The 24332-nt window shown below is 72.2% G+C and carries 26 protein-coding genes and 1 tRNA gene; 8 read left to right on the top strand and 19 right to left on the bottom strand.

The window, feature by feature from the left end; genetic code table 11:
• Window positions 1-5: 5 nt before the first annotated feature.
• Window positions 6-293 carry a hypothetical protein gene (locus M4D53_RS04205; protein WP_259952160.1) on the bottom strand — a complete coding sequence of 96 codons (288 nt, stop codon included), beginning with the start codon at window positions 291-293 and terminating at the stop codon, window positions 6-8.
• 68 nt (window positions 294-361) lie between these two features.
• Here M4D53_RS04205 and M4D53_RS04200 point away from each other — a divergent pair, with 68 nt between their 5' ends.
• Complete coding sequence (locus M4D53_RS04200) at window positions 362-748, top strand: DUF4307 domain-containing protein (RefSeq protein ID WP_187663591.1); 387 nt, start codon at window positions 362-364, stop codon at window positions 746-748.
• Window positions 749-845: 97 nt separating this feature from the next.
• Window positions 846-1337, top strand: coding sequence for a transcription elongation factor GreA (gene greA / locus M4D53_RS04195; RefSeq protein ID WP_136051615.1), 492 nt, complete (start codon window positions 846-848; stop codon window positions 1335-1337).
• Window positions 1338-1403: 66 nt separating this feature from the next.
• Here the strand turns inward: greA and ilvA are convergent, their stop codons facing one another.
• Window positions 1404-2633, bottom strand: coding sequence for a threonine ammonia-lyase (ilvA, locus tag M4D53_RS04190; protein ID WP_187663590.1), 1230 nt, complete (start codon window positions 2631-2633; stop codon window positions 1404-1406).
• Window positions 2630-3826: an AI-2E family transporter gene (locus M4D53_RS04185; protein WP_259952159.1), complete on the bottom strand. Its 1197-nt coding sequence runs from the start codon at window positions 3824-3826 to the stop codon at window positions 2630-2632. Before M4D53_RS04185 ends, ilvA begins: the two co-directional genes overlap by 4 nt.
• A gap of 85 nt (window positions 3827-3911) precedes the next feature.
• Between M4D53_RS04185 and M4D53_RS04180 the strand changes: the two genes are divergently transcribed.
• Together M4D53_RS04180 and M4D53_RS04175 are read left to right on the top strand one after the other, a co-directional pair.
• Entirely contained in the window at window positions 3912-5171 is a 1260-nt protein-coding gene (locus M4D53_RS04180) for a winged helix-turn-helix domain-containing protein (RefSeq protein ID WP_259952158.1), read from the top strand.
• Window positions 5168-6067 carry a hypothetical protein gene (locus M4D53_RS04175; protein ID WP_259952157.1) on the top strand — a complete coding sequence of 300 codons (900 nt, stop codon included), beginning with the start codon at window positions 5168-5170 and terminating at the stop codon, window positions 6065-6067. Before M4D53_RS04180 ends, M4D53_RS04175 begins: the two co-directional genes overlap by 4 nt.
• 9 nt (window positions 6068-6076) lie before the next feature.
• Here the strand turns inward: M4D53_RS04175 and M4D53_RS04170 are convergent, their stop codons facing one another.
• The 3 genes from M4D53_RS04170 to M4D53_RS04160 form a co-directional block, all read right to left on the bottom strand.
• Window positions 6077-6643 carry a LemA family protein gene (locus M4D53_RS04170; RefSeq protein ID WP_136051621.1) on the bottom strand — a complete coding sequence of 189 codons (567 nt, stop codon included), beginning with the start codon at window positions 6641-6643 and terminating at the stop codon, window positions 6077-6079.
• An 88-nt stretch (window positions 6644-6731) separates the two neighbouring features.
• The gene (locus M4D53_RS04165) at window positions 6732-8045 is read right to left on the bottom strand and encodes an FAD-linked oxidoreductase, L-gulonolactone oxidase family (RefSeq protein WP_259952156.1); all 1314 of its coding nucleotides are present in this window, start codon (window positions 8043-8045) and stop codon (window positions 6732-6734) included.
• A complete protein-coding gene (locus tag M4D53_RS04160; RefSeq protein ID WP_259952155.1) occupies window positions 8042-9286 on the bottom strand; it encodes an alanine racemase in 1245 nt (414 codons plus the stop codon). Before M4D53_RS04160 ends, M4D53_RS04165 begins: the two co-directional genes overlap by 4 nt.
• Before the next feature lie 64 nt (window positions 9287-9350).
• On the opposite strand from M4D53_RS04160, the gene M4D53_RS04155 reads away from it, so the two are divergent.
• Window positions 9351-9423: transfer RNA gene (locus M4D53_RS04155), tRNA-Leu, on the top strand.
• 4 nt (window positions 9424-9427) lie between these two features.
• Here the strand turns inward: M4D53_RS04155 and M4D53_RS04150 are convergent.
• From M4D53_RS04150 to M4D53_RS04100, 11 genes are all read right to left on the bottom strand, one after another.
• Window positions 9428-10282, bottom strand: coding sequence for a cation-transporting ATPase (locus tag M4D53_RS04150; RefSeq protein ID WP_259952149.1), 855 nt, complete (start codon window positions 10280-10282; stop codon window positions 9428-9430).
• 199 nt (window positions 10283-10481) lie between these two features.
• A complete protein-coding gene (locus M4D53_RS04145) occupies window positions 10482-11564 on the bottom strand; it encodes a hypothetical protein (RefSeq protein ID WP_259952147.1) in 1083 nt (360 codons plus the stop codon).
• Between the two features lie 163 nt (window positions 11565-11727).
• Entirely contained in the window at window positions 11728-13239 is a 1512-nt protein-coding gene (locus tag M4D53_RS04140; RefSeq protein ID WP_259952145.1) for an NAD(P)/FAD-dependent oxidoreductase, read from the bottom strand.
• Between the two features lie 25 nt (window positions 13240-13264).
• On the bottom strand, window positions 13265-14584 hold the full coding sequence (locus tag M4D53_RS04135) for a S8 family serine peptidase (protein WP_259952144.1): 1320 nt from the start codon (window positions 14582-14584) through the stop codon (window positions 13265-13267).
• Window positions 14581-15123, bottom strand: a complete 543-nt coding sequence (locus M4D53_RS04130) for a DUF501 domain-containing protein (protein WP_259952143.1) — start codon at window positions 15121-15123, stop codon at window positions 14581-14583. The genes M4D53_RS04135 and M4D53_RS04130 overlap by 4 nt, the downstream gene beginning before the upstream one ends.
• A gap of 48 nt (window positions 15124-15171) precedes the next feature.
• Complete coding sequence (locus M4D53_RS04125) at window positions 15172-15600, bottom strand: FtsB family cell division protein (RefSeq protein ID WP_259952142.1); 429 nt, start codon at window positions 15598-15600, stop codon at window positions 15172-15174.
• A gap of 182 nt (window positions 15601-15782) precedes the next feature.
• On the bottom strand, window positions 15783-17063 hold the full coding sequence (eno, locus tag M4D53_RS04120; protein ID WP_259952141.1) for a phosphopyruvate hydratase: 1281 nt from the start codon (window positions 17061-17063) through the stop codon (window positions 15783-15785).
• A 112-nt stretch (window positions 17064-17175) separates the two neighbouring features.
• On the bottom strand, window positions 17176-17835 hold the full coding sequence (locus M4D53_RS04115) for an O-methyltransferase (protein WP_187663577.1): 660 nt from the start codon (window positions 17833-17835) through the stop codon (window positions 17176-17178).
• 4 nt (window positions 17836-17839) lie between these two features.
• Window positions 17840-18808 carry a CPBP family intramembrane glutamic endopeptidase gene (locus M4D53_RS04110; RefSeq protein WP_259952139.1) on the bottom strand — a complete coding sequence of 323 codons (969 nt, stop codon included), beginning with the start codon at window positions 18806-18808 and terminating at the stop codon, window positions 17840-17842.
• Window positions 18805-19860 (bottom strand): DUF1648 domain-containing protein, encoded by a 1056-nt coding sequence (locus tag M4D53_RS04105; protein ID WP_259952137.1) that lies wholly within the window; start codon window positions 19858-19860, stop codon window positions 18805-18807. The genes M4D53_RS04110 and M4D53_RS04105 overlap by 4 nt, the downstream gene beginning before the upstream one ends.
• Window positions 19847-20254, bottom strand: coding sequence for a GntR family transcriptional regulator (locus tag M4D53_RS04100; RefSeq protein ID WP_259952135.1), 408 nt, complete (start codon window positions 20252-20254; stop codon window positions 19847-19849). Before M4D53_RS04100 ends, M4D53_RS04105 begins: the two co-directional genes overlap by 14 nt.
• A 99-nt stretch (window positions 20255-20353) precedes the next feature.
• On the opposite strand from M4D53_RS04100, the gene M4D53_RS04095 reads away from it, so the two are divergent.
• Window positions 20354-20824 (top strand): PaaI family thioesterase, encoded by a 471-nt coding sequence (locus tag M4D53_RS04095; protein ID WP_259952131.1) that lies wholly within the window; start codon window positions 20354-20356, stop codon window positions 20822-20824.
• A gap of 41 nt (window positions 20825-20865) precedes the next feature.
• Window positions 20866-22104 carry an APC family permease gene (locus M4D53_RS04090; RefSeq protein ID WP_259952130.1) on the top strand — a complete coding sequence of 413 codons (1239 nt, stop codon included), beginning with the start codon at window positions 20866-20868 and terminating at the stop codon, window positions 22102-22104.
• 6 nt (window positions 22105-22110) lie between these two features.
• On the opposite strand, the gene M4D53_RS04085 is transcribed toward M4D53_RS04090, so the two are convergent.
• Window positions 22111-22890 (bottom strand): AraC family transcriptional regulator, encoded by a 780-nt coding sequence (locus M4D53_RS04085; protein WP_259952129.1) that lies wholly within the window; start codon window positions 22888-22890, stop codon window positions 22111-22113.
• 93 nt (window positions 22891-22983) lie between these two features.
• Here M4D53_RS04085 and M4D53_RS04080 point away from each other — a divergent pair, with 93 nt between their 5' ends.
• Window positions 22984-23511 (top strand): VOC family protein, encoded by a 528-nt coding sequence (locus tag M4D53_RS04080; protein WP_259952128.1) that lies wholly within the window; start codon window positions 22984-22986, stop codon window positions 23509-23511.
• Here M4D53_RS04080 and M4D53_RS04075 read toward each other — a convergent pair.
• Complete coding sequence (locus tag M4D53_RS04075) at window positions 23480-24283, bottom strand: SGNH/GDSL hydrolase family protein (protein ID WP_259952126.1); 804 nt, start codon at window positions 24281-24283, stop codon at window positions 23480-23482. The two genes, M4D53_RS04080 and M4D53_RS04075, sit on opposite strands and share 32 nt — an antisense overlap.
• Window positions 24284-24332: the final 49 nt, after the last annotated feature.

The following is a 24332-nucleotide window of genomic DNA, read 5'->3' as shown; positions in this document are numbered from 1 at the left end:
CGGGGTCAGCGCTCGCGCGGCCCCTCATCGGACGCGGCCGGAGCTTCCGGTGCGGTGCGACCGTCGTCCGCGGCGTTCTCGGCGGCGCGGGCGGCTTCTTCCGCGTCGAGCTCCTCGCGGACCTCTTCGCGGTACCGCACCCGGCGGATCCGGCGGTTCATGTCCCAGATCAGCAGGATCACGGCGATGAGCACGAAGACGATCACCGCGAAGCCGGCGAAGCCCGGCGTGACCGACTCCGGAGCCACCGTCATCGACGGTGTCGGCATCGGAGTCTCGGAGAGGAAGCGCATGAATCGGCCTTTCGTACGCAGGTCGCATAACCTGGTAACACCAGCCTAACGACCGGAAGACCCCACCTGTGACGACCGCCCTCCAGCTCGACGAACGCTACGGCCGCACCCGCCGCCGTCGGTGGCCGTGGTTCCTCGCCGGGGCCGTCGCCCTGCTCCTCCTCGCCGCCCTCGCCTGGTCCACCGTGAGTCAGTCGATGAGCTCCGTCGATGCCGACGACCTGGGCTTCGAACTCGTGGACGAGCATGCCGTCGACCTCCGCTTCCAGGTCACCGGCGTCCAGGGCAAGGACGTCGTCTGCGTGCTCGAAGCCCTCGACGAGGAGTTCGGTGTCGTGGGCTGGAAGATCGTGGAGATCCCGGCCGGAGACGCCCACTCGCTCACCCGTGCGGAGCGCATCCCGACCGTCGCGGAGGCCACGACAGGTTTGGTGAACACCTGCTGGGTCGCCTAGACTGATGCCAGACAGACGACGCCCCGGCACCGTGCCGGGGCGTCTTGGCATATCCCCCGCGGCATCTCGGCGGGATCCCGATAGAAGGAGCTTCGTCATGTCCACCGATGCTCAGGTCCCCTTCCTCACGCAGGAAGCCTACGACCGGCTCGTCGCCGAGCTGGAACACCTCTCCACCGTCGGCCGCGACGAGATCGCCAAGCGCATCGAGGCGGCCCGCGAGGAGGGCGACCTCAAGGAGAACGGCGGCTACCACGCGGCGAAGGACGAGCAGGGCAAGCAGGAGGCGCGCATCCGCACCCTGGAGGCGCTGCTGAAGACCGCGAAGGTGGGCGAGGCTCCCGCCAGCCGCGGCATCGTCGAGCCAGGCACTGTCGTGACCGCGGTCGTCGCGGGCGGCGAGGAGGTCTTCCTCCTCGGCAGCCGCGAGATCGCCGCCGCCGGCAGCGACCTCGACGTCTACAGCGAGGCCAGCCCGCTGGGCCAGGCGATCCTCGGCCTCAAGGTCGGTGAGTCCTCGTCGTACGAGGCGCCGAACGGCCGCTCGATCAGCGTCGAGATCGTGAAGGTCGAGACCTACACGGGCTGACGCCTGTTCGTCACGACGCACCCCCTCGACCGCGACGGTCGAGGGGGTGCGTCGTATCGGGCGGACTCAGTCCGGGACGACGATGGGCGCGAACCCGGCGCGACGGAGGGTGTCCAGCGTGTGGGCCGAGTGCTCCGCCCCGCGGGTCTCCACGCTCAGTTCGAGGATGACCTCGCTGATCTGGAGTCCGTGGCCGTGACGGGTGTGCATGGCCTCGATGACGTTCGCTCCCGCCTCCGCGATGAGCTCGGACACGCGGGCGAGCTGACCCGGACGGTCGGGTAGCGGGATGCGGATCGTGAGGTACCGCCCGGAGGCGGCGAGGCCGTGCGACACCACCCGCTGCAGCAGGAGCGGGTCGATGTTGCCGCCGGACAGCACCGCCATCGTCGTGCCGGTCGCCGACACGCGTCCGGAGAGGATGGCAGCGACGCCTGCCGCACCGGCCGGCTCGACCACGACCTTCGCCTGTTCCAGGAGCACGAGCATCGCGCGCGCGAGGTCGTCGTCGGAGACCGTGACGACCTCGTCGACGAGTTCCTTGATGATCTCGAACGGCACGGCGCCCGGTCGCGCGACGAGGATGCCGTCCGCGATGGTGGGGCGCGTGACGATGTCGACCGGCTCCCCGGCCGCCAGCGACGGCGGGACGGCGGCCGCGTTCTCCGCCTGCACGCCGATCACGCGGATCGTGCGACCGAGTTCCGCGGCCTTGGCCTTCACCGCTGCGGCGACGCCGGCGATCAGCCCGCCGCCGCCGATCCCGAGGACGACGGTGTCGATCTCGGGCGCATCCTCCAGCAGTTCCAGGCCGAGCGTGCCCTGCCCGATGACGATGTCACGGTGATCGAAGGGATGGATGAGCACGGCACCGGTGCGCTCGGAGAACTCGGCGGCCAGGCGCAGCGAGGTGGCGACCGTCTCCCCCTCGAGCACCACGTCCGCGCCGTACCCGCGTGTGGCGAGGAGCTTCGGAACCGGGACCCCGAGCGGCATGAAGATCGTCGCGGGGATGCCGAGTGCCTGGGCGGCCAGGGCGACGCCCTGTGCGTGGTTCCCGGCCGAGGCCGCCACGACGCCGCGGGAGCGCTCCTCCGCGCTGAGCCGGGAGAGGCGGTAGGCCGCACCCCGGATCTTGAAGGAGCCCGTGCGCTGCAGGTTCTCCATCTTCAGCAGCACCGGGGCGCCGAGCGCATCGGACAGCGCCCGCGAGGGCAGGGTCGGGGTGTGCGAGATCACCTCAGCCAGACTTCGAGCCGCGTCCTGGAACTCGGTCAGGCTGGGGACTGCGCTCATCGATTCCTCCGTCTCCGCTCGCGCGGAACTGTGCTCCAGATCAGGTCTCCGCTCGGCCCGACGCCGGTGCGCCAGGATCCCGAGCTGATGGTCACCGCCGCCACGTTCACGAACGCGGCCAGCGGAACGGCGAAGAGTGCGCCGGGGATCCCCGCGATCATCGCGCCGCCCGCGACCACGAGGACGACGGCGAGCGGGTGCACCTTGACGGCGGAACCCATCATGATCGGCTGCAGGATGTGACCCTCGATCTGCTGCACGGCCAGCACGACCACGAGCATCCAGAGGGCGATCCACGGGCCGTTGTAGACGAGCGCGAGGAACACGGCGACCGCACCGGTCACGACCGCACCGACGATCGGGATGAACGAGCCGAGGAACACCAGGACGGCGACGGGCAGCGCGAGCGGGACCTGGAGCAGGAAGGCACCGAGGCCGATGCCGATCGCGTCGATCGTCGCCACGAACAGCTGCGTCCTGGCGTAGTTGACGATCGTCGTCCAGCCGTTGCGCGCGGCACCGTCGACAGCGGGACGGGCCTTCCGCGGGAAGATCCGGAGCGTCCAGCGCCAGATACCGGCGCCGTCCGCGAGGAGGCAGATGAGGATGAAGAGGGACAGCAGCGCCCCCGTGGCGACGTGCCCCACGGTGGTCCCGATCGCGAGGGCCCCCGTCCAGAGGACCTGCGCCTGCTCGCTGATGAAGTCGAGGCCCTGCTGCAGATAGTCCGCGATCTGCGTGTCCGACAGACTCAGCGGGCCCTCGTGCAGCCAGACCTGGAACTTGTCCAAGGCCTCGGTCGTGCGCTGCTGCACGTCGGGGAGCTGGGCGCGCACCTGCCACACCACGAGCCACATGAGTCCCGTGACGATCGCCGCGGTGCCGATGAGCGAGACGGCGATCGCGAGCCAGCGCGGGAACCCGTGGCGCAGCATCCAGGAGAACGCCGGCCACAGCAGGGCGGTGATGAGGATCCCGACCATGAGCGGGATGACGAGGAGCTTGAGCAGCATCACCAGCCAGATGAAGACGCCGATGGCCGCTGCGATGAGCAGCAGGCGCCAGGCGTAGCTCGCCGTGATGCGCAGAGGCAGCGGCACCGCTTCGTCGGCTTCGGTGGTCACGGTCCGATCGGTCACCACGGGGCGCGGACGGAACAGATCGCGCAGCCGGGGTCGCTGGTCCTCGCTCATCGCCTCAGTCTACGGTCATGCCGTATGCCGTTCGACGCATCTTGCGCGCGGCGACGATGTCGGATACCGGGGATACGCTGGCGGCGTGACCGACACCCTCAGTCCCGCTCAGGCACGCCGGATCGCCCTCGCCGCCCAGGGCTTCACCCGCGCACGTCCGGCCACCGTCTCCGGGCGCCATCTGCACCGCGTGATGGACCGGCTCGGCGTGCTGCAGATCGACTCCGTCAACGTGTTCGCCCGGTCGCACTACCTCCCGCTGTTCTCCCGTCTCGGGGCCTATGATCCCGCGCTCCTCGACCGCCTCTTCCTGTCCCGCACGACCCACTACGTGGAGTATCTCGCCCATGAGGCGACTTTCATCCCCGTCGAGGACTGGCCCCTGTGGCGGTTCCGCATGGACGACTTCCGGCGACGCTGGTCCGCGGAGGACTCCTGGCTCCGCTCGAATGCCCGGACGGTGGAGTGGGTCCAGGACGAGCTCCGCGCGCGCGGACCCCTGCGCCCCGTCGACCTCCGTGCCGATGCCCCGCGCGAGCGCGGCACCTGGTGGGACTGGGACGAGGTCAAGCTCGCTCTCGAGCATCTGTGGCGCACGGGCGATGTGGCCGTGAGCGGGCGCCGGGGGTTCGAACGCACGTACGCCCTCGCCGAGCAGGTCATCCCGGACGGCATCCGGTCCCGGGAGATCCCGCGGGAGGACGCCATCCGCGAGCTCGTCCGGCGTGCGGCGCGCTCCAGCGGCGTCGGCACCGCGGCCGATCTGGCGGACTACTACCGTCTCCGCGACCGCGCTGCGGTGACGGCGGCGATCGCCGACCTCGTGGACACCGGAGAGGTGCAGCCGGTGAGCGTCCGCGGCTGGGAGCGTGGTGGCAGACCTCTCCCCGCCTGGCGGCACCGGGACGCCGTGCTCCCACGCCGGGTCGAGACCGCCGCCCTGCTGACCCCGTTCGATCCGGTGGTGTGGTTCCGGGAACGCGCGTTGCGGGCATTCGAGCTCGACTACCGCATCGAGATCTACGTCCCGGCTGCGAAGCGCCGCTACGGCTACTACTCGCTTCCCGTGCTCGTCGGCGACCGGATCGTGGCGCGCGTCGACCTCAAGGCCGACCGCGGCACCTCGACCCTCCAGGTGCAGTCGGCGTGGTGGGAGCCGCAGGCTCGCCCGGGTGATGCCGAGCCGATCGCCGCGGAGCTCCTGCGGGCCGCGCAGTGGCAGGGCCTTGAGCAGGTGTCGGTCTCCGGGTGGGGCGATGCGACCGCAGCCGTCCACGCGGCGCTCGCCTCGACCGCGCCGGGCGTGGTGCGGCGTCATGTCCACGTGCGCGAGGGTGTCGCATGACCCGTCGTCACCGGTGGCTCCTGGCCGGTCTCGTCGCGGTCGTCGCCGTGGCGGCAGCGGTGTGGTGGGGTGTCTCCACGCTCCGCTCGCCCACACCGGAAGAGGCCGTGCGGGACTACCTCCGGGCTCTGGAGACGGGCGATCCGGAGGCGGTCTCGGCGACCGGGACGGCGGTGTCCGACCGCGCCCTCGCCGCGTTCGCCGGGGCAGCCTCGACCATCGAGGACGCCCAGGTCACGGGGGTCCGCGACAGCGACGGCGAGGTGTCCGCAACCGTGACGTTCCGGCTCGACGGGGACGAGCACGACGCCCGGCTGAGGCTGGATCAGGAGGACGGGCGCTGGGCCGTCGACGCCTCCGGCCTCGGCACGCTCCGCGCCACGACGACGGTCGGGACGGCCGTGCAGGTCGGCGATGCCGTCCTCCCGGTGGCGGAGGATGCGGCGCTGCTGCCTGCCGTGTATCCCGTGGCGGCCGCGCCCCTGACGCTGCTGACGGGGACGACCGAGGCCGTCGTGCTGCCCGGCGGCGACGCCACGGCGACAGTGACCGCCGCGCTCCGCCCCGAGGCGACCGAGGCCGCACAGTCGCAGCTCGAGGCCTACCTGGAGACCTGCACGGCCGGTGGAAGCGCGATTCCCGAGAACTGCGGCATCCGGATCCCCTGGGGCACGGAGTTCCGAGAGGTCTCCGATGTCGCCTTCCGCGTCGAGCGGTTCCCGATGGTGACCCTCACCCCGACGACGTTCGCCGCCGACGACGGCGTCCTCGAGGCGACCGTGACCGGCACCGGACAGAACGGGACGACGCGCTCGGTCACCTATCGCAGCACCGCATGGAGCGTGCGCGGAGGCGTCGAGATCACCGCAGACGAACTCGCCCTCACCGTGTGGTGAGGGCGAGGATCAGAACTGCACGCGCGGCGGCTCGGAGATGGCGCCGCTGTCGGCGACCTCGAAGAACTCGCGCTCCGTGAAGCCGAGCCCCTTGGCGAAGAGGTTGTTGGGGAACACCTTGATCTTCGTGTTCAGCTCCCTCACCCCGCCGTTGTAGAAGCGCCGCGCGGCCTGGATCTTGTCCTCGGTGTCGACGAGGGCCTGCTGCACCTGCAGGAAGTTCTGGCTCGCCTGAAGCTGCGGGTAGGCCTCGGCCACGGCGAAGAGGCTGCGCAGCGCCTGCTGCAGGTGCCCTTCGGCGATCCCCGCCTCACCGGGGCTGCCGGCGGAGAGGGTCTCGGCACGGGCGCGGGTGACGTTCTCGAACACCGCCTTCTCGTGCGAGGCATAGCCCTTGACCGTCTCGATGAGATTCGGGATGAGGTCGGCACGGCGCTTGAGCTGGACCGTGATGCCGCTCCAGGCTTCGTCCACGCGGACGTTCAGCTGCACCAGCGAGTTGTACGTCGCCCAGAGATAGACGCCGACGAGCAGGATCACCCCGACGACGATCAGTACCGGCACGAGCCATTCCATCAGTGCCCCACCCTTTCCCGTGTTTCTCTCATCCTAGACGCGGTGCCTGCACGTGGACTGGGGACTCGGCAGCTCGCCGGCCCGCGCATCAGCTGCCCAGAACCCGCTCCAGGTACCGGTTCGTGAACCGGCGCTCCGGATCGAGGCGGTCGCGCACTGCCACGAAGTCGTCGAAGCGCGGATACCGGTCACGCAGGGTCTCGTGCGTCAGCGTGTGCAGCTTGCCCCAGTGCGGGCGGCCGCCGTGCGCCAGCATGATCTCCTCCACCGCGCCGAAGTACACGGTCGGGTCCGCCCGCCAGTACCGGTGCACCGCGATGTACGCGGTCGCGCGGTCGTGCGCCGTCGAGAGCCAGCGGTCGTCCGCCGCCGCGAACCGCACCTCAACGGGGAATTCGATGCGCCAGCCGCGCTGTGCGATGAGCTCCTGGAGGGCGCGGAACGCCGGCACGACCTCGGCGGCCGGCAGCGCGTACTCCATCTCGCGGAACCGCACGGTCCGACTCTGGGTGAGCACGCGGTTCGACAGGTCGGTGTACTCCCGGTCCCCGGTGAGCCGCACGGCGAGCCGGTTGAACGGCGGCGTGATCGCCGGGACGGCCTGTCCCGCCGCGCAGACGACGCGGTACACGCCGTTGGCGAGAAGGGTTTCGTCCACCCACCGGCCCACGATCGGCAGAGGCTTTCTCCGCGTCGACTCGGGCAGCCGCGATTGCCGCTTGGTCAGTGCCACGTCGGTGTGCGGGAACCAGTAGAACTCGAAGTGATCGGCCGCGGCGACGCGCTCGTCGATCGTGGAGAGCACCTCGTCCAGGGGCACCGGCTCGTCGATCGCATGCATCACGAACGTCGGCACGCACTGCAGCGTCACCTCGACGATGATTCCGAGCGCACCCAGCCCCAGGGCGAGCGCCGGCAGCAGCTCGGGACTGTGCGCCTCATCGATGCGGAGGAACTCCCCGTCTGCGGTGATGAGGGTCACCCCCACCACCTGCGTGGCGAGACCGCCGAAGCCGGCGCCGGTCCCGTGCGTGCCCGTGGAGATCGCGCCCGCGATGGATTGCCGGTCGATGTCGCCGAGGTTCTCCATCGCGAGACCGTAGCGCGCGAGCAGCCCGGGGATGCGATGCAGCCGCGTGCCGGCGAGGAGCGTGACGTGTCCGCTCGCGACGTCTGCCGAGACGAGGCCCTGGAGATCGTCGAGTTCGAGGAGCACACCGGGCGCGACGGCGATCCCGGTGAAGCTGTGACCGGCGCCGACCGCTTTGATCGTCAGCCCCTGCCGCGCCGCTGCCCGCACGGCGCGCTGCACGCCTTCGGGGCTGCGCGGGCGCTCGACCCGGACCGGGCGGACGGACGCCGATCGGCCCCAGTTCTGCCAGGTGCCGCCGATCCTCGTCACAGGAACGCCTTCCCCTCGCCGCGATACGTCGGCAGCTCGTCGACGACCTCGTCGCCGGAGACGAGGTGGTAGGCGGCGATGCGCTCTGCCGGTTCGCCGCTCTTGGCGTGACGGAACCAGACGCGATCGCCGACGCCCAGGGTCGCGGCGGTCGGCCCCTGCACCGGCGTCTGCACCTCTCCGGCCGCCTCCCGCGGAAGCGTGCGGAGGTTCGCCGGCCACACCGGGCGCGGCTGCCGCGAGGCGACCGCGGGACCGGAGGCGATCCAGCCGCCGCCCAGCACGGTGGCGATGTCCACCGCGGGACGGCGCACGACGTCGAAGGCGAACGCGGCGGCCGGTGCGGGCCGGAAGGACCGGTACCCGTCGAACAGGTGTCCCCCGAGCAGGCCGCTGCCCGCGCTGGCCTCGGTGAGGGACTCGTCGCTGCCGCTGAACTCGAGGGAGCCCGTCCCCCCGCCGTTGAGGAACTCGAGGGGCGTCACCGCGCCGACTGCGGAGACGATCGCCGCCCGCCGCTCCCGCAGCTCGTCACGCGACCGGGCCTGGACTCGACGGGTGAGCGGCCCATCGGGGCCGGCGTCGCCCTGTCCCGCGATCTGCGCGTCGTACATCTGCAGCCCCACGAGACGGAAGCCGGGGCGCGCCGCGACCTTCCGAGCGAACGCCGCGACCTCACCGGCCGAGAAGAGGGCCGAGCGGCGGACGCCGATGTGTCCGAGCAGCGCCGATCGCCAGGACGCGTCGACGTCGATCGCCACCCGGAGCTCGGGCCGCGCCGAAGGAGCCGCAACGCTGTCGACGAGATCGAGGTGCACCGGGTCGTCGATCATGAGAGTGATGCGCTGCGCCGCCTGTTCGTCGGCGCAGAGCCGTTCGAGGGCGGCCCGGTCGACCGTCGGGTAGCCCAGCACGATGTCGTCGTGCGTCTCCGCGAGCCAGAGGGCCTCCTCCAGCGTGAACGCGAGGATGCCGCGGAAACCCGGGAGGCGCAGCACGGCATCGAGGACCGCACGCACCCGCACCGACTTCGACGCCACCCGGATCGGCAGACCGCCCGCACGGACGAGCAGGTCCATCGCGTTGTAGCGGAGGGCCTCGCGATCGATCACCGCGACCGGCGCCGGAAGATGCCCGGTCGCCGCCGACAAGCGCGGCCAGTAGCGGCCCGGGTCCTCCCATTCGGGGGCGACCGCGGGGCCGCCCGGGACGGGGCTCAGTTCGTCGGTGAGGTCGAGCACTCCCCCACCCTATGGCCTGAGCCCCGCCGGGTCACGACCCCGCCGACGATAGGCTGGCCGCGCGGCCCCCGTAGCCCAATGGCAGAGGCAGGCGACTTAAAATCGCTTCAGTCTGGGTTCGAGTCCCAGCGGGGGCACCCGTCACCGTCCGAGGATGTCTCCGATCCCGGGGATGCCGAGATCACCGAGCCGCTCCCCCCAACCGGTCGCCGCCTCGCCGAGCCCCGACACGGCCTCGCCGGCCGAGCCGAGGATCTCGTCGGCGCCGCCGGCCAGAGCATCGAGGTCGACGCCGGAGGCCAGGGCCTCGAAGTCCACGCCGAGCCCCGCCGCCTGCTCCAGGAGCGGTGCGGCCACGGTGCTCACGACGGCGCCGCCGGCCACGACGCCCAGCACGCCGACCGCCGCGCCGCCCGCAGCGACCGCGGCCCCGCCCGCACCGCCGCCGCGGACACGGGAGAGGAGTCCGCGCAGACGGCCCGGTCGCATCGCCTCGGTCCGCCCGGCCGCGCGGGCGAGGTCGTCAGGGGAGGACGAGCGCGGCCGCTCTTCCGCGGGGAGCTCGGCCCGCATGCGGGCCTCGACGTGCTCCCGCTGCGTCGGCGTGAGGCGCGTGAAGGCCTCGCGATGGATCTGCTCGATCCGGTGGGGGTCGGCCGTCTGCAGGAGGTAGTCGTACCGGGCGATGGCCGCACGGTCCGCCGCGGTGACGTCGCGCCCGCCGGCGGCACCAGGGGCCGGCGGTGGGGCGTACGTGCCCGAGGTGGACGCTCGTGCGCCACCGGGACGGGCGTCCGGAGTCGAGGAGGCGGCAGAAGGCGTGGTCGGGCGTTGCGGCTGGGGGTCCTGGGCTCGGACGGCGTCCACCGCGCTCCGGATCATCCCGCTCCAGTCCGTCGAGGGGCGAGTGCCGTCGCCGGTACGCGCACCGGGACTTCCGCCCTTCGCATCGATGGCATCGGTGGCGAGGCGGATCAGGCGGGAGAGCTTCGACATGGGGGTCCCTTCGTGGGACGGGCCGCCGTTCTCCGCGACGTCGGGCGACGACAAGGGTTCCGGGCAGCCCGCGATTCGGGTGCCAAGGTCTCCTCCACCCTCGCGGGCCAGCGGGCCGGGGCACGATGACATGCCCGTCATGACGACGTCGCTGCAGACGGGAGTACTCCCCTTGCCTTCGACACGCTAGCGAGGCGGCCTATGGATCGGCTCCACGCTCCGGCACGGGGAGGGAGCCGCCGAAGATCCCGGTCATCTCCTCATACAGCGTCTGGAACGCGTCGCGGAGCTCGGCAGCGCCATCCGGTCGCCCCGCGGCCGGTACCGCCTCCGGCAGCGTCCCGAGGGCGAGGGTCGCCGCCGCCTCCCGTGCCACCGCCGCGCCGAAGCCGTCGGACGGCCGCCCCCGATCCGATGCCAGGACGAGCTGGTCGCGCAGCACTCCCGCCACCCCGAGGAGCACGGCGGCCGCGCGCAGGTGGCTGCGAGCGACCTCCGTGCCGAGAAGGCGGTCGTGCATCATGCGTGCGAATCGGCGGGCATGCGGCGTCGGAACGTCTCGCCGCGCGCGAAGGCGCCAGCTGTCCGCCGCGCCCGGCACGGCCTCGTAGGAGAGCGGCTCTCCATCCCGCAGATGCACCACCGGGATCGAGGGCGGCGCGAGGAGCGTCTCGCGCTGCCACCAGTCCGCGGGAGCGACCGCGGCGGGGAGGAAGGCGGTGCCCGGAGCGTGCGTCCCCGGCCGGTCGGGCTGCACGAGATCGGCGGTACTGGCGAGCAGAGCGAGGCCGCGTTCCCTCGCGAACCGATGCAGCAGCACTCCCGCAGGGGCGACCTCGCCGACCTGGAGGGAACGCGCGAACTCCGCGGCCTCGGGGAGCGGGAGCACCACGGCGACCGCCGACGGGTCGGGTCCGGGCGGCATGAGCCACGGGCGGCCGGAGAACGCCGCCACCCGGAGGGCGTGCGAGGCGTAGCCGTCTCCGGGGGTGAAGAGTCTCAGGGCCGCCCCGGGCCGTCCGGCGATCGCCTCGTGCACCTGCGCGATGAGACGCGGGTGCGGGCGCACCGCGGCGTCGAGTACCAGATGGTGGGTGGCTCGTCGTGCCCATGGCTGCCACGCCCCGGCCTCGGCGCCGACATCCGCCTCCGTGTTCGTGCGGCTGATGCGGACGAGCGCGCCGTCGAGCTGTTCCGCGAGGCGCTCCGCCCGCTCCTCGTCGCCCGCCGCCGTCCGGATTGACACACTGACGGTCGGCGACTCTCCCCCGTGCGCGCTCACCGGACCTCCTCCCAGCGTCGTCCGGGGGTGCGTGCACACGCCCTTCCCGAGCACCCTGCGAGCGTACAATGTGAGATGTTACGTCGCCAACTCTCGCCGCGCCGCGAACGGAAGAAGGCCCCGGCGCTCACGCGCTCAGGGCCTTCTCCTCAGAACCGGGTGGTCACTTCGCCGCAGCGGTCTCCGCGGAGTCCTTCGACGAAGAGGCCGGAGCCTTCTTGGCTGCGGGCCGCTTGGCGGCCGGCTTCTTGATCTCTGCAGGCGTCTCCGCCGCGGGGGCAGCTGCCGGCTTCTCGGCGGCCGGGGCCTTCGCCGCCGGGGCTCCAGACGCCGGAGCAGTGTCCGCGGGTGCGGCGGGACGCGGGCGGGCGGCGAACTCCTCGAAGACGTAGCGAGGGTTCTGCACCGTCTGCAGGTTCACGAGGTCGCGGCCCAGCCACAGGTTGTTCCACCAGCCCCAGAGCACGCGCCACTTGCGCTCCCACGTCGGCATCGCGAGGCCGTGGTAGCCGCGGTGCGCGAGCCAGGCGATGAAGCCCTTGAGCGCGATCTTGCCGGACTGGAAGACGCCGTTGTACAGACCGAGGCCCGCGACAGCGCCGAGGTTCTTGTGGAAATACTCCTTAGGGCTCTCGCCACGGAGCACGGCGACGACGTTCTTGGCCAGGAGCTTCGCCTGACGCACGGCGTGCTGGGCGTTCGGGACGCAGAAGCCGCCCACGCCGCCACCCGAGAGGTCGGGGACGGCCGAGACATCACCGGCGGCCCAGGCGCCCTCGACGAACGCCTCGGGCGTACCGACACGGAGGTCGGCACGGGTCTGGATGCGACCGCGCTCCTCCACCGGCAGATCGCCGCCGCGCACGACGGTCGGGTTGGCCATGACACCGGCGGTCCAGACGATGACATCCGTCGGGATGACCTCGCCGGTCGAGAGTTCGACGTTGCCGTCGATGGCACCGGTGACCTGTGTGTCGAGGTGGACGTTCGCGCCGCGCTTGGCGAGGTCCTTGAGAACCCACTCGCTCGTCTTCAGCGAGACCTCGGGCATGATGCGCCCCATGGCTTCGATGAGGTGGAAGTGCGTGTCCTCGAAGCTCAGCTGCGGGTACTTGCTCACCAGCGAGGAGGCGAGCGAGCGGAGCTCCGCGAAGACCTCGATACCCGCGAAGCCACCGCCGACGACGACGACGGTCAGCAGGCGGTCGCGCTCGGGGCCGGCCGGGAGGGAGGCGGCCTTGTCGAAGTTCGACATGACCTTGTCGCGGATCGCGACGGCCTCTTCGATCGTCTTGAGCCCGATGGCGTTGTCGGCGATGCCCGGGATCGGGAACGTGCGCGAGACGGCGCCCGCGGTGACGACGATCTGGTCGTACGCGAACTCGTACGGCTCGCCGACGGGCGGCGTGATGGTGGCCACCTTCTGCGCGTGGTTGATGTTCGTGACCTTGGCGGTGAGCACGTGCGTGCGCTTCAGGTGACGGCGGTGCGCGACGACCGAATGCCGGGCCTCGATCGATCCGGCGGCGACCTCGGGGAGGAACGGCTGGTACGTCATGTACGGCAGCGGGTCGACCATGGTCACATCGGCCTCACCCTTGCGCAGGTGCTTCTCGAGCTTCCACGCGGTGTAGAAACCCGCGTACCCTCCGCCGACGATCAGGATCTTGGGCACAGTGCTGTTCTGAGGCACAGAAGAACTACTCCTCGGAGTCGGGATTGTGGCGTACGGGAACGCGCGCCGATCGGATGCGCCGGGCAGCTGCGGTGACGCCAAGCGCTACCAGGATACCAGGGACCGTGAGGGCGATGAGCGGCAGGGTACCGTAGCGCAGGGAATCGGCGCTGGGAAGCAGCGGTGAACCGGGCTCGGTCGGTGCATCCGCATCCGGCAGCGGCGGGATGTCCACGGGGGCGAGTGTGGGCTCGGGGGTCGGCGCGCTGTCCGCGCGGCGGAACAGCCGCACCCATTCGGCCAGGTCGCCCATCGGGTTCTCGCTGACGGTCGGGATGGTCGCCGAGATCGCCGCGTCCGCGTCCACGAGCCCGAAACCGTACAGCGGGTCCCGTGGTTTCTGCGCATCGGCCACCGGCATCGCCGTCTTGATGATGCGGTTGATGACGTCGTTGGCCGAGATGTCGGGATGCGCCGAGCGGATGAGTGCGGCGACACCGGCCACGATGGGGGCCGCGCCGCTGGTCCCGCTCCAGGAGACGACCTCGCCGTCCGCGGACACGCCGAGCAGGCCCTCGCTCGGCGCCGAGATGCCGATGGTGATGCCCTGGGTCGAGGCCTCGATGCTGGCCGTTCCGGTCTGGTCGACACCGCCGACCGTGAGCACGCCGGGGATCGTGGCGGGAGCGCCGATGATGTTCGTGCCGCTCCCGCGGTTGCCGGCCGCGACGACGACCACGACATCATGCTCGAAGGCGTAGAGGAACGCGTCGTCCCAGCTCTCGTCCCAGTCGAGGGTGTTCGTCGTGAACGACAGGTTGATGATGTCGGCGCCGTGATCGACCGCCCATCGGATGCCCTTGGCCACCTGCTCGGTGAACGGCACGGCCGCCGCGGCGCCGAAGCCGACCGAGACCGAGAGCAGGTCCGCCTCCGGGGCGACGCCGATCATCCCGGTGCCGTCGGGCTTGCCTCGCCCGGCCGCGAGCGACGCGACCCAGGATCCGTGGTTGCCGTCCACCGCACCGAGCGGCGTGCGGCCGTCGGGGGTGCCGGCGCCGGACACGTCGGTGCCGCCGACGACCGCCTCGCCGAAGACCTGCGGCACCTTGCCGATGCCCGTGTCGATGACGGCGATGGTCACGCCCTCGCCGCGCGTGGTCTGCCAGGCCTCCCTGATGCCGGCGCCGTCCAGCCAGTACTCCGCCGCGCGGATCGGGTCGGCGGGGTCGTCGGCGACCGGCGGCGGCGTGGGGGTCGGCGTGGCGGTCGATCCGAGGAGCAGGACGGATGCCGCCACCGCCACGAGGGCGACGGCGCCGCGCAGCACCCGCCGCCGCGTCATGCCGAGCGTGCCGGATCGTCGCGGAGGGCGGCGCCGGGCTCCTCGCAGCGGCACACCTCGGGAGACCAGGAGCTGCGGGCGAGCGCGGCGTCCCCGATCGGGTTCACACCGGCACCCGCCGCCAGGGCGTGCCCGGCGAGCGCGTGCAGGCACTTCACCCGCGTGGGCATGCCTCCGGCAGAGATCCCGTCGATCTCGGGCACCTCGCCGAACTGCGCCCGGTCCGCGAGATAGGCCTCGTGCGCCGCCTGATAGGCCGCGGCCACGGTCTCATCCTCGGCGAGCAGCCCCGCCAGCTCGGGCATGACCTGGTTCGCCTCGAGCGTGGACATCGCCGCCGTCGCGGCCGGGTGCGTCAGGTAGTAGAAAGTGGGGAACGGCGCGCCGTCCGGCAGGCGCGGAGTGGTGGCCACCACCGTGGGGTTGCCGCATCGGCAACGGGCCGCGATGCCGACGACTCCGCGGGCGGGCCGTCCGAGCTGGGTCGACACGACGGCGAGCTCGGCGGAAGTGGGCGCGGGGAACGGCGGAGTGGTCACCCCACCAGCGTAGGGGAGCCGTCCGGGAGGATGCTCGGAGCCGGACCCTCAGCCGGCGGTGGCGGCGGTGTCGCTCAGGCCCGCGGAGACGAGGGTGCGCAGCAGCTGCGGCATCCAGTCGGCCGGCTTCTCCTCGAGCGTGTCGCTCACCGGCTCCTGCTCCCGCGGGAGGGCGGAAGGATCGAGGTCGTTGTCGATGAGGTACACGACCTCGCCCGGCTTGACGTAGTAGAGCCGCTCACGGGCCTGCGTCGTGATGTACGCGGGGTCGTCCCACCGCTCGCGCTCCGCGGTCAGCGCCGCGATCTCGTCTTCGCTCACCTGCACGGACTGCTCCAGCGCGGCGATCTTCTGCCGCTGGTCGATGAAGGTCCCGAGCGTGGGGACGAGCACCCAGGCGCCCAGCACGACGAGGGACAGCATGATCACCGAGAACGCGGACAGCCGGATGCCGGATGCCCACTCGCGCACGTCCACGCGTGGCGCGGTCGTGGCGGCCTCGCGGGGCCGTCGCGACCTGGACGATGTGGGGCGGGCAGGGGCCGCCCCGGGAGACGGCGAAGGAGGAGCCGGTCGTCGTGCCACGGCTCCTCCTTCGTCTCTGCCGCCTTCCGGGCGGCGCGGTCGTGCCGCGGAAGCGGCGTCGCTGTCTCGGGCGCTCAGGCCTGGTAGCGCGGGAAGGCCGAGCGGCCGGCGAAGACCGCCGCGTCGCCCAGCTCCTCCTCGATGCGCAGCAGCTGGTTGTACTTCGCGACGCGCTCGCTGCGCGCCGGGGCGCCCGCCTTGATCTGGCCGGCGTTCGTCGCGACCACGAGGTCGGCGATCGTCGTGTCCTCGGTCTCACCCGAACGGTGCGAGAGCATGGCGGTGTAGCCCGAGCGCTGCGCGAGGCTGACCGCGTCGAACGTCTCGGTGAGCGTGCCGATCTGGTTGACCTTCACCAGGAGCGAGTTGGCGACGCCGCGCGTGATGCCGTCGGCCAGACGCTGCGGGTTCGTGACGAACAGGTCGTCGCCGACGAGCTGCACCTTCGAGCCCAGGGCGTCGGTGAGGTGCTTCCAGTTGTCCCAGTCGTCCTCCGCGAGGGCGTCCTCGATCGTGACGATCGGGAAGTCGTTGACGAGACCGACGTAGTACTCGGTGAGCGCCTCGGCGTCCCAGTCCTTGTTGTCGAGACGGTAGACGCCGTCGGTGAAGAACTCGGTGGCAGCGACGTCGAGGCCGAGCGCGATGTCGGTGCCGGGGGTGAAGCCCGCCTTCTCGATCGCCTTGACGAGGAAGTCGAGGCCCTCGCGGTTGCTGGGCAGGTCGGGGGCGAAGCCGCCCTCGTCGCCGAGACCGGTCGCGTAGCCCGCGGCCTTCAGCTCGGCACGCAGCACGTGGTAGGTCTCCACGCCCCAGCGCAGCGACTCGGAGTAGGTCTCCGCGCCGATGGGCGCGAGGAAGAACTCCTGCATGTCGATGCCGTTGTCGGCGTGCTCGCCGCCGTTGATGACGTTGAACAGCGGCACGGGCAGCACGTGCGCGTTGGGACCGCCGAGGTAGCGGAACAGCGGCAGGTCGGCGGAGTCGGCGGCCGCCTTGGCCACGGCGAGGCTCACGCCGAGGATGGCGTTGGCGCCGACGCGCTTCTTGTTGTCCGTGCCGTCGACCTCGATGAGGATCTCGTCGACGATGCGCTGCTCGCTCGCCTCCACGCCCTCGATGGCCGGGCCGAGCTCGTCGATGACGGCCTCGACGGCCTTGAGCACGCCCTTGCCCGAGTAGCGGCTCTTGTCGCCGTCGCGCAGCTCGTACGCCTCGAAGGCGCCGGTCGAGGCGCCGGAGGGGACGGCCGCGCGCTGCACGATGCCGTCGTCGAGGAGCACCTCCACCTCGACGGTCGGGTTTCCGCGCGAGTCGAGAATCTCGCGTGCGCCTACAGCCTCGATCAGTGCCACTGATGTGCTCCTTGTTCAGGATGGAAGGGTGTGTGGAGCGTCGTCGATCCGCGCCCAGTCTATCCCCGGCATCGGACGGCTCCCGGAGATGAAGCGGCGCGATGCGCCGGAGTCACACGACGAGGGCGAGCGCGATGCCGTCCCACCCCTTGATCCCGACCGTCTGCAGCGCCGTGGCGTCGAAGCGCGGGTCCTCCCCCAGCATCCGCAGGCCCGCACGGGTGCCGTTGACCTTGGAGTCCGTCGAGTCGTCGCGGACGATCTCGCCGTCGCGGCCGATGTTGTCGAGCACGACCACGGTGCCGGGGTGACCGAGCTTCGCGGCCCAGTCCAGGTAGACGGTGTTCGACTCCTTGTCGGCGTCGATGAAGACCAGGTCGAAGGCGCCGGTGAGGGTCGGGAGCACGTCGGCTCCGCGCCCGATCCGGATGTCGACCCGATCCCCCACCCCGGCGGCATCGATGCTCGCGCGGGCGACGGCGGCGTTGTCGGCCTCCGCCTCGATCGTCACCACTCGTCCGTCCGGTCCCACCGCTCGCGCCATCCAGATCGTCGAGTAGCCGCCGAGGGTGCCGATCTCCAGCACGCGGCGCGCACCGCTCATCCTTACGAGGAGGTTCAGCAGCTTCCCCGCGACCGGGGCGACCTCGATCTCGGGGAGCCCCGCGGCCCGCTGCGCCTCGAGCGTCGCCTCCAGGGCCGGGTCCGTGCCCACGAGCGTGTCGGCGAGGAAGGTGTCGGCGCGGGCCCAGGCGGCGGGAGTGGATTCCATGTGCTCAGCCAACCCCCGGCGCCGGTCGGCCGTCAAGCGTCGGCGGGGCCGGAGGGGTCCGCGGCGCGGCGAGCTCCGGCTGACGGCGGAACTGCCCGGTGAGCGCCAGGACGAGGGCCACGACGGCGGCGACGATCCAGCCCGCCACGCCGAGCGGCCCGGCCAGGGCGAGGTCGGGCTGCACGGCGGCGACGATCATGATCATGCCCGCGGCGGCGTTGAGGGATCCATGCGCGACGACCGCCGGCCACAGCGAGCCGGAGCGCAGCCGGAGCCAGCCGAACAGCACGCCCCACGCCACGCAGCCGCCGATCATGAACAGCACGCCGGTGACGTCCGTCCGGCCGAAGTTGTAGCCGAGCAGGATGACAGGGCTGTGCCACAGCCCCCAGATCGCTCCGGTGAGCAGGAGCGCCGGCCAGGTGCCGAGCGGACGAAGCGCCGGGAGCAGCCAGCCGCGCCACCCGAGCTCCTCCCCGAAGGCGAGCACGCTGTTCACGAGGGCGCCGACGGGGATCGCCGCGAGCTGCGCGAACACGACCACGCCGACCGGCGGCACGGGTGCGCCCGCAGGGAGGGCCTCGGCGAGCTGGTCCGCGAACGCCGAGAAGGTGAGGTCGAGTCGCACCCACCCGAGCACGGCCGCGAGGAGGATGCCGAGGGCGACGAGCACCGGCGGCACGAGCCAGGCCGCGACCAGCAGCCCGACGACGCGCTTCGCGGGCCGCAGGGGCCACATCCCGAGGAAGCGCGCGCGGACGCCCTTCTCCGGCACGCCCGTGGTGAGCATGACGACGAGCACCGCGGCCGCCGGGGTGAACATCATCACGGGAAGGATCGCCCCCGCGAAGGGCTCGGCGAGGCCGTCGCCGAGCCAGAGGGGCAGGCAGACGAGAGCGGCGAGCCCGCAGGCCGTGAGGGTGAAGATGAGGACGGCGCGCCACGGGACGCGCGTCGGTGTCGTGGTGGTCATCGCTCCGCCCTCTCCGTCTCCCCGGAGACTGCAGGCCCCGCAGACCGGTCCACGTACGTCTGCAGGAGCGCTGCCGCCTCCTCCGCGCCGTCGATCGTGATGACGAAGGGACCGTGGTCGCGGCGATGCACCTCGATCGCCGGCCCCTGCCGCATCACGATCCCGCTGCGGCCGTCCGGGGCGAGACGCCAGCCCCAGCCGCCGAACTCCCCGAAGGGCGAGATGCGCACGGCCCGGACCGAGACGATCTCCGCCACCGGGATGGTCCTGCGAGGCCACCCGATCACGGCGCGGGCGTCGATGCCGTCCGGCGTGACACGCACCCGGAACGACGTGGTCGCCGCCAGCGCGAATCCGACGACGAGCGCCACCAGGGCCGAGACCCAGGCCATCGGGGTTCGGGTGACGACCATGATCACGGCGAGCGCCACGAGCCCGAGCAGCACGAGCAGCAGGAAGACGAGAGCACCGGTGGGCATGGTCGTCGTCCCCACCCACACGACGCGCTCCCCCTCGCCGACCCGCACGTCGTGTCGCGGCGTGAGGGCGGCGCCGGGGATCGCACGGACGCGCGGCTGCACGAACCACGCCATCGCGCCCACGCCGAGGAGGGCCGCGAAGGCCAGCCCCATCACCCCCGCGATGCCAGGGACGTCACCGGCGGGCGGCAGGTCGCGCTGGATCGCGAGGGAACCCAGGCAGATCACGGCCGCGAACGCCGACATGCCGGCTGCGGTCGCCCCGAGCAGCCGGGCGGTGGCGCCCCAGTGCGCCCCGACGGCGACGAGCGTCGTGATGGTCAGGAGCACCGGGATGCCGAGACCGACCCCGAGGAGCACCCAGAGGTAGGTGGTTGCCGGGCCGAACCCGTCCGCCCCGTCGACGCCCCAGTGGATCGCGACGTCGGCGGGGAACGACGGCAGCAAGGTCATCAGCACGAGAGCGGAGATCGCGACGATGAGCACGGGGAGGACCGACGCCACGAGGACGAAGGCCCGTCGCGCGCGGCGCAGGGTGGCCGGAGGGGTGCGAGTGGGGTCAGGCGTCGTCATCGGGGGCCTCCTGGGGAGTCGCGGCGGGAGTGGGCGGTTCGGCTTCTGCGCGGTGCGTGCGGACGATTCCGGCGAGAGTGTCGGCGGAGACCCCCAGGGCGGCGGCCCGTCGGATCAGCCCGTCGATCTCGTGCGAGAGCACCGCGAGGGGCGCGGCGGAGGCGGCGATCACGGCGCCCCTGCCCCGCCGGAGGTCGACCAGGCCCTCGTCGCGCAGGCGCTGGTAGGCGTGCAGGACGGTGTGCTGGTTGATGTCGAGCGCAGCCGCCACGTCGCGGGCGGCCGGCAGACGGTCGCCGGGCGCGAGGGCTCCGGAGAGGATGTCGGCGCGCACCGAGGCGGCGACCTGGTCGTAGAGCGCGTGCGGGCTGTCGACATCGACGCGGATGAGCATGGCGCCTCCCTTCCCTAGTTATTCTAGGTGAACTAGAACAACTGTGCCAACCCTCCAGTCGTCTTCGTCGCAGCCGCGCGCATCCTCCACACTGACCTCATGCGCATCACGCCCCGCCGCCTCGCCCTCGGCATGAGCCTCTGGATCCCCAACCTGTGCAGCGGCATCCGTGTCCGCCGGTTCAGCGACGACTGGACGCGCGCGACCGTGGAGCTGCACGTGAACCTCCTCACCCGCAACTATGTGAATACCGCGTTCGGCGGGTCGATGTCGGCGATGACCGACCCCTACTTCTTCATGCTCGTCATGCACCAGCTCGGGCGGGACTACGTCGTATGGGACACGCGCGGCGAGATCGAGTTCCTCAAGCCGGGGCGTGGGGTGCTGACCGCGGAGTTCGAGGTGACGCGGGAGAAGGCCGAGGAGTTGCGACAGCGTGCCCACGGCGGGGCCAAAGTGCTCGAGTGGTTCGAGACCGTCATCACCGATCGCCACGGGGACGTCGTGGCGAAGGTGCGCCGCGAGGTCTACATCCGCGAGAAGAAGCGCGTCACCGCCGCGCGGGGATGACCCGTCACCCGCCGTTCACCCCGGCGTGGGACGATGACCGGATGCCCCTCGCCCGCCGCCTGACGCTGCCGGACGCCGTAGCGATCGGCCTCGGATCGATGATCGGCGCCGGCGTGTTCGCGGTCTGGGGTCCGGCCGTCGACGTCGCCGGAAACGCGACGCTCGTCGCCCTCGCGATCGCCGCCGCGGTCGCCTACGCGAACGCCACCGCCTCCGCGCAGCTCGCCGCCGTGCACCCGGTCGCCGGCGGCACGTACGCCTATGCGCGGGCGGAGATCGGACCGTGGTGGGGCTTCGTCGCCGGATGGAGCTTCGTGATCGGCAAGATCGCGAGCTGCGCCGCCATGGCCATGACCTTCGCCGCCTACGCCGCGCCGGCGGGATGGCAGACCCCCGTCGCCGTGATCGCCGTCGCCGCCCTCGCGGTCGTGAACTGCCTGGGCGTGACCCGGACGGCGCTGGCGACCCGCATCCTCGTGGCGTGCTCCCTCCTCGGGCTCGCGGTCGTGGTGGCGGTCGGCTTCGGCGCCGCCCCGGCCGCCTCGCCCGCACCGCTGCCTGACGCGACCGTCTACGGGGTGCTGCAGGGCGCCGGGCTGCTCTTCTTCGCCTTCGCGGGCTACGCCCGGATCGCCACGATGGGCGAGGAGGTGGTGGACCCCGCGCGGACGATCCCGCGCGCGATCGTGCTCGCTCTCGGCGGTGCCGTCGTCGTCTACGCGCTCGTGGGCCTCGTGGTGCTCCTCGTCCTCGGCGGCGACGCGCGGGGAGCGGCCGCGCCCCTGGCCGACATCCTCACCGCGGCCGGCTGGTCGGCGTTCGCCCCCGTGGTGCGGATCGCTGCGGCGGCCGCCTCCCTCGGCGCGCTGCTCGCCCTGCTCACCGGCATCGGCCGCACGACGCTCGCCATGGCGCGGGAAGGCGATCTCCCCCGGGTCCTCGCCCGTATCGACGACCGGCACCAGGTGCCGCGCCGTGCCGAGATCACCCTCGCCGTCATCGTGATCGGGCTGGTGCTCGTGGGAGACCTCCGGGAGGTGATCGGGTTCTCGTCCTTCGGCGTGCTGCTGTACTACCTCATCGCGAACGCCGCCGCGTTCCGCCAGCAGGGGGCCGCCCGACGCTACCCGCGGATGCTGCAGGTGGGAGGAGCGCTCGGCTGTCTCGCGCTGGTGAGCACGCTCCCCGTCCTGGCCTCGCTCCTCGGCACAGGCGTCGTGCTGCTCGGCATCGCCGGACGGGCCCTGCGGATGCGGTGGCCGCAGCGCGGGCGGCCCTGATCGGTCTCAGCCGGAGACACCCGCGCGATAGTCGCGGGGTGGCAGACCGAGGACGGCCGCGAAGTCGCGCGTGAGATGGGCGTGGTCGGCGTACCCCAGCGCGGCGGCGAGCGACGTCAGATCCGTCTCCGGCTCCTCGCGGAGACGCTGTGCCGCCTCCTGCAACCGGCGGCGGCGGATGATCGCGCCCGGCGAGAGCCCGACGGTGCGGTGCGTGAGCCGCTGCAGCGTGCGCACCGAGACCGCGAGTCGGGTCGCCGCCTCCTCCGGAGTCAGCGCCGCCCCCTCCCCCAGCAGCACGTCGAGCATCGCGTTGGCCTGCCGCCCCACCGCGCCGACCGGGCCGACGCGCTGAGACAGCCACGCGGAGAAGACCGCGACGGCGCGCTCCCGTCGCCCGGGCTGTGACCGCATCGCCGCCGTCACCCCCTCGTGCAGATCGGGGGCGTCGAAGGACCGCTCCGCGTCGATCAGACCCGGCGCGTCGTCGGTGAGGGCCACGACGGCCGCCGGGCGCAGGAGAGCGCCGACAGCCCACCCCGACCCCCGCAGCTCCCTGGTCGACGCCCGTGTCGTGGCGCCCGAGATCGACACGCCCTCGGGGGCGACGACGAGGTTGACGGCCGGATACGCGACGATCTCCTGCCGGGACACCTCGCCCTCCGGAAGGCTCCACTCCGGGATCCAGAACCAGGCGACGAGCGCGGCGGCGTCTTCGGGCGGGGGCAGCCGATGGAACGCGGGCAGCCGCGCGGGGTAGAGCACTCCGCGCGTCCGGTCCACCATGGCCCCCAGCGTAGAGCGCGCCACCGACGTGTCGTCGAGGACGTGTCGCGGATCTTCAAGCGGCTGTCGCCCTCCCCGTCCTACCGTGGCGACATGACGGATCAGACACCCCCGGCCGGCGTGACCGGCGCGCACACGACCGACGGCCGCCCCCACAGCGCGACCTCGCTGACCCCCTTCCTCGCGATCCCCGACGCCGCCCGCGCCGTCGAGTTCTACCGGGACGTCTTCGGCGCCCGCGTGGTCGACGTCACGGAGTTCGGCGGCACCGTCGCGCACGCCGACCTCGACTTCGGACTCGGCCGGCTGCAGCTCGGCGAACCCAGTCCCGAGTACCACCTCGTGCCCGCCCCCTCCGGCGACGACGACTGCTATTCGATGGGCCTCTACGTCCCGGATGTGGACGCCGTCGTCGCGCGCGCCGTCGAGGCGGGGGCGACCGTCCGCGAGGCGCCGTCCCTGTTCGTCTCCGGCGACCGCTACGCGAGCATCCGCGACCCGTTCGGCGTGCGGTGGTCGATCATGACGCGCGTGGAGGATCTGTCCGACGAGGAGAGCGCCCGACGGGTGGCCGCGTGGGCTGCCTCCTTCACTGCGGCACCGGAGGGCGCCGAGAGCTGAAAGCGGCCACGGCGGAGCGCTCGACCGCGGGCAGCAGCGCCTCCGCGGTGCGGCGGTAGCCGAGGGCGCTCGGATGGAAGCGGTCGAGGCTGAACATCTCCTCGGGCTCGTCGAAGAACATCGGCCCCACGGCGCGCCGCAGGTCGACCGTCTCCGCGCCCTCTCGGCCTGCCGCCTCCGCCTGCACCTCGGCCAGCCGCCGGGACAGACCGGAGGCGATGCGGCGCAGCGGCTGGGGCACGGCACGCAGGGCGCCGAGGTCGGGGCAGGTGCCGACGACGACGCGGGCGCCGAGCGCGTGCAGGCTGACGATGGCCTCGCGCAGATGCCGTGCCGACTCCGCGGGCGGGAGGCGGTGGGTGACGTCGTTTCCGCCGACCACGATCACGGCGACGTCGGGGCGATAGTCCGTGGGGAGCCGGGAGATCTGCCCGGCGAGATCCCGCGACTCCGCGCCCACGACCGCGGCGGTGCGCAGCCGCACCGGACGCCCGAGTCGGCGTGCCGTCGCCTTCGCGAGCCGCGCCCCGAGGGTCTCCTTCCGCCGTGCCGCTCCCAGCCCGGCGGCGAGGGAGTCGCCCAGCAGCAGGAGGTCGAGCGGCTCGCCCTCGAGCCCTGGGCGCCAGACACGGTCGGCGTCGAGCGACTGCTCCCCCAGCGGCTTCCCGATGCGCCGGCGCGCGACGGCGGCCTGCCGGTCGAGGACCGTGCGGGCGCCCACGAGCAGGGCCGCGGCGAGCGCGATGACGGTGAAGAGAGGCAGGCGGCGCACGGCCCGATTCGAGCCGACCGCCGTGAACGCCCGGTGAACGCGTCTTCCG

The organism is Microbacterium meiriae, from assembly GCF_025143875.1.
GTDB classification, from domain to species: Bacteria; Actinomycetota; Actinomycetes; order Actinomycetales; family Microbacteriaceae; genus Microbacterium; species Microbacterium meiriae.
The sequence above is the reverse complement of the archived record's forward strand: the minus strand, read 5'-3'. Positions and strand labels throughout refer to the sequence as shown.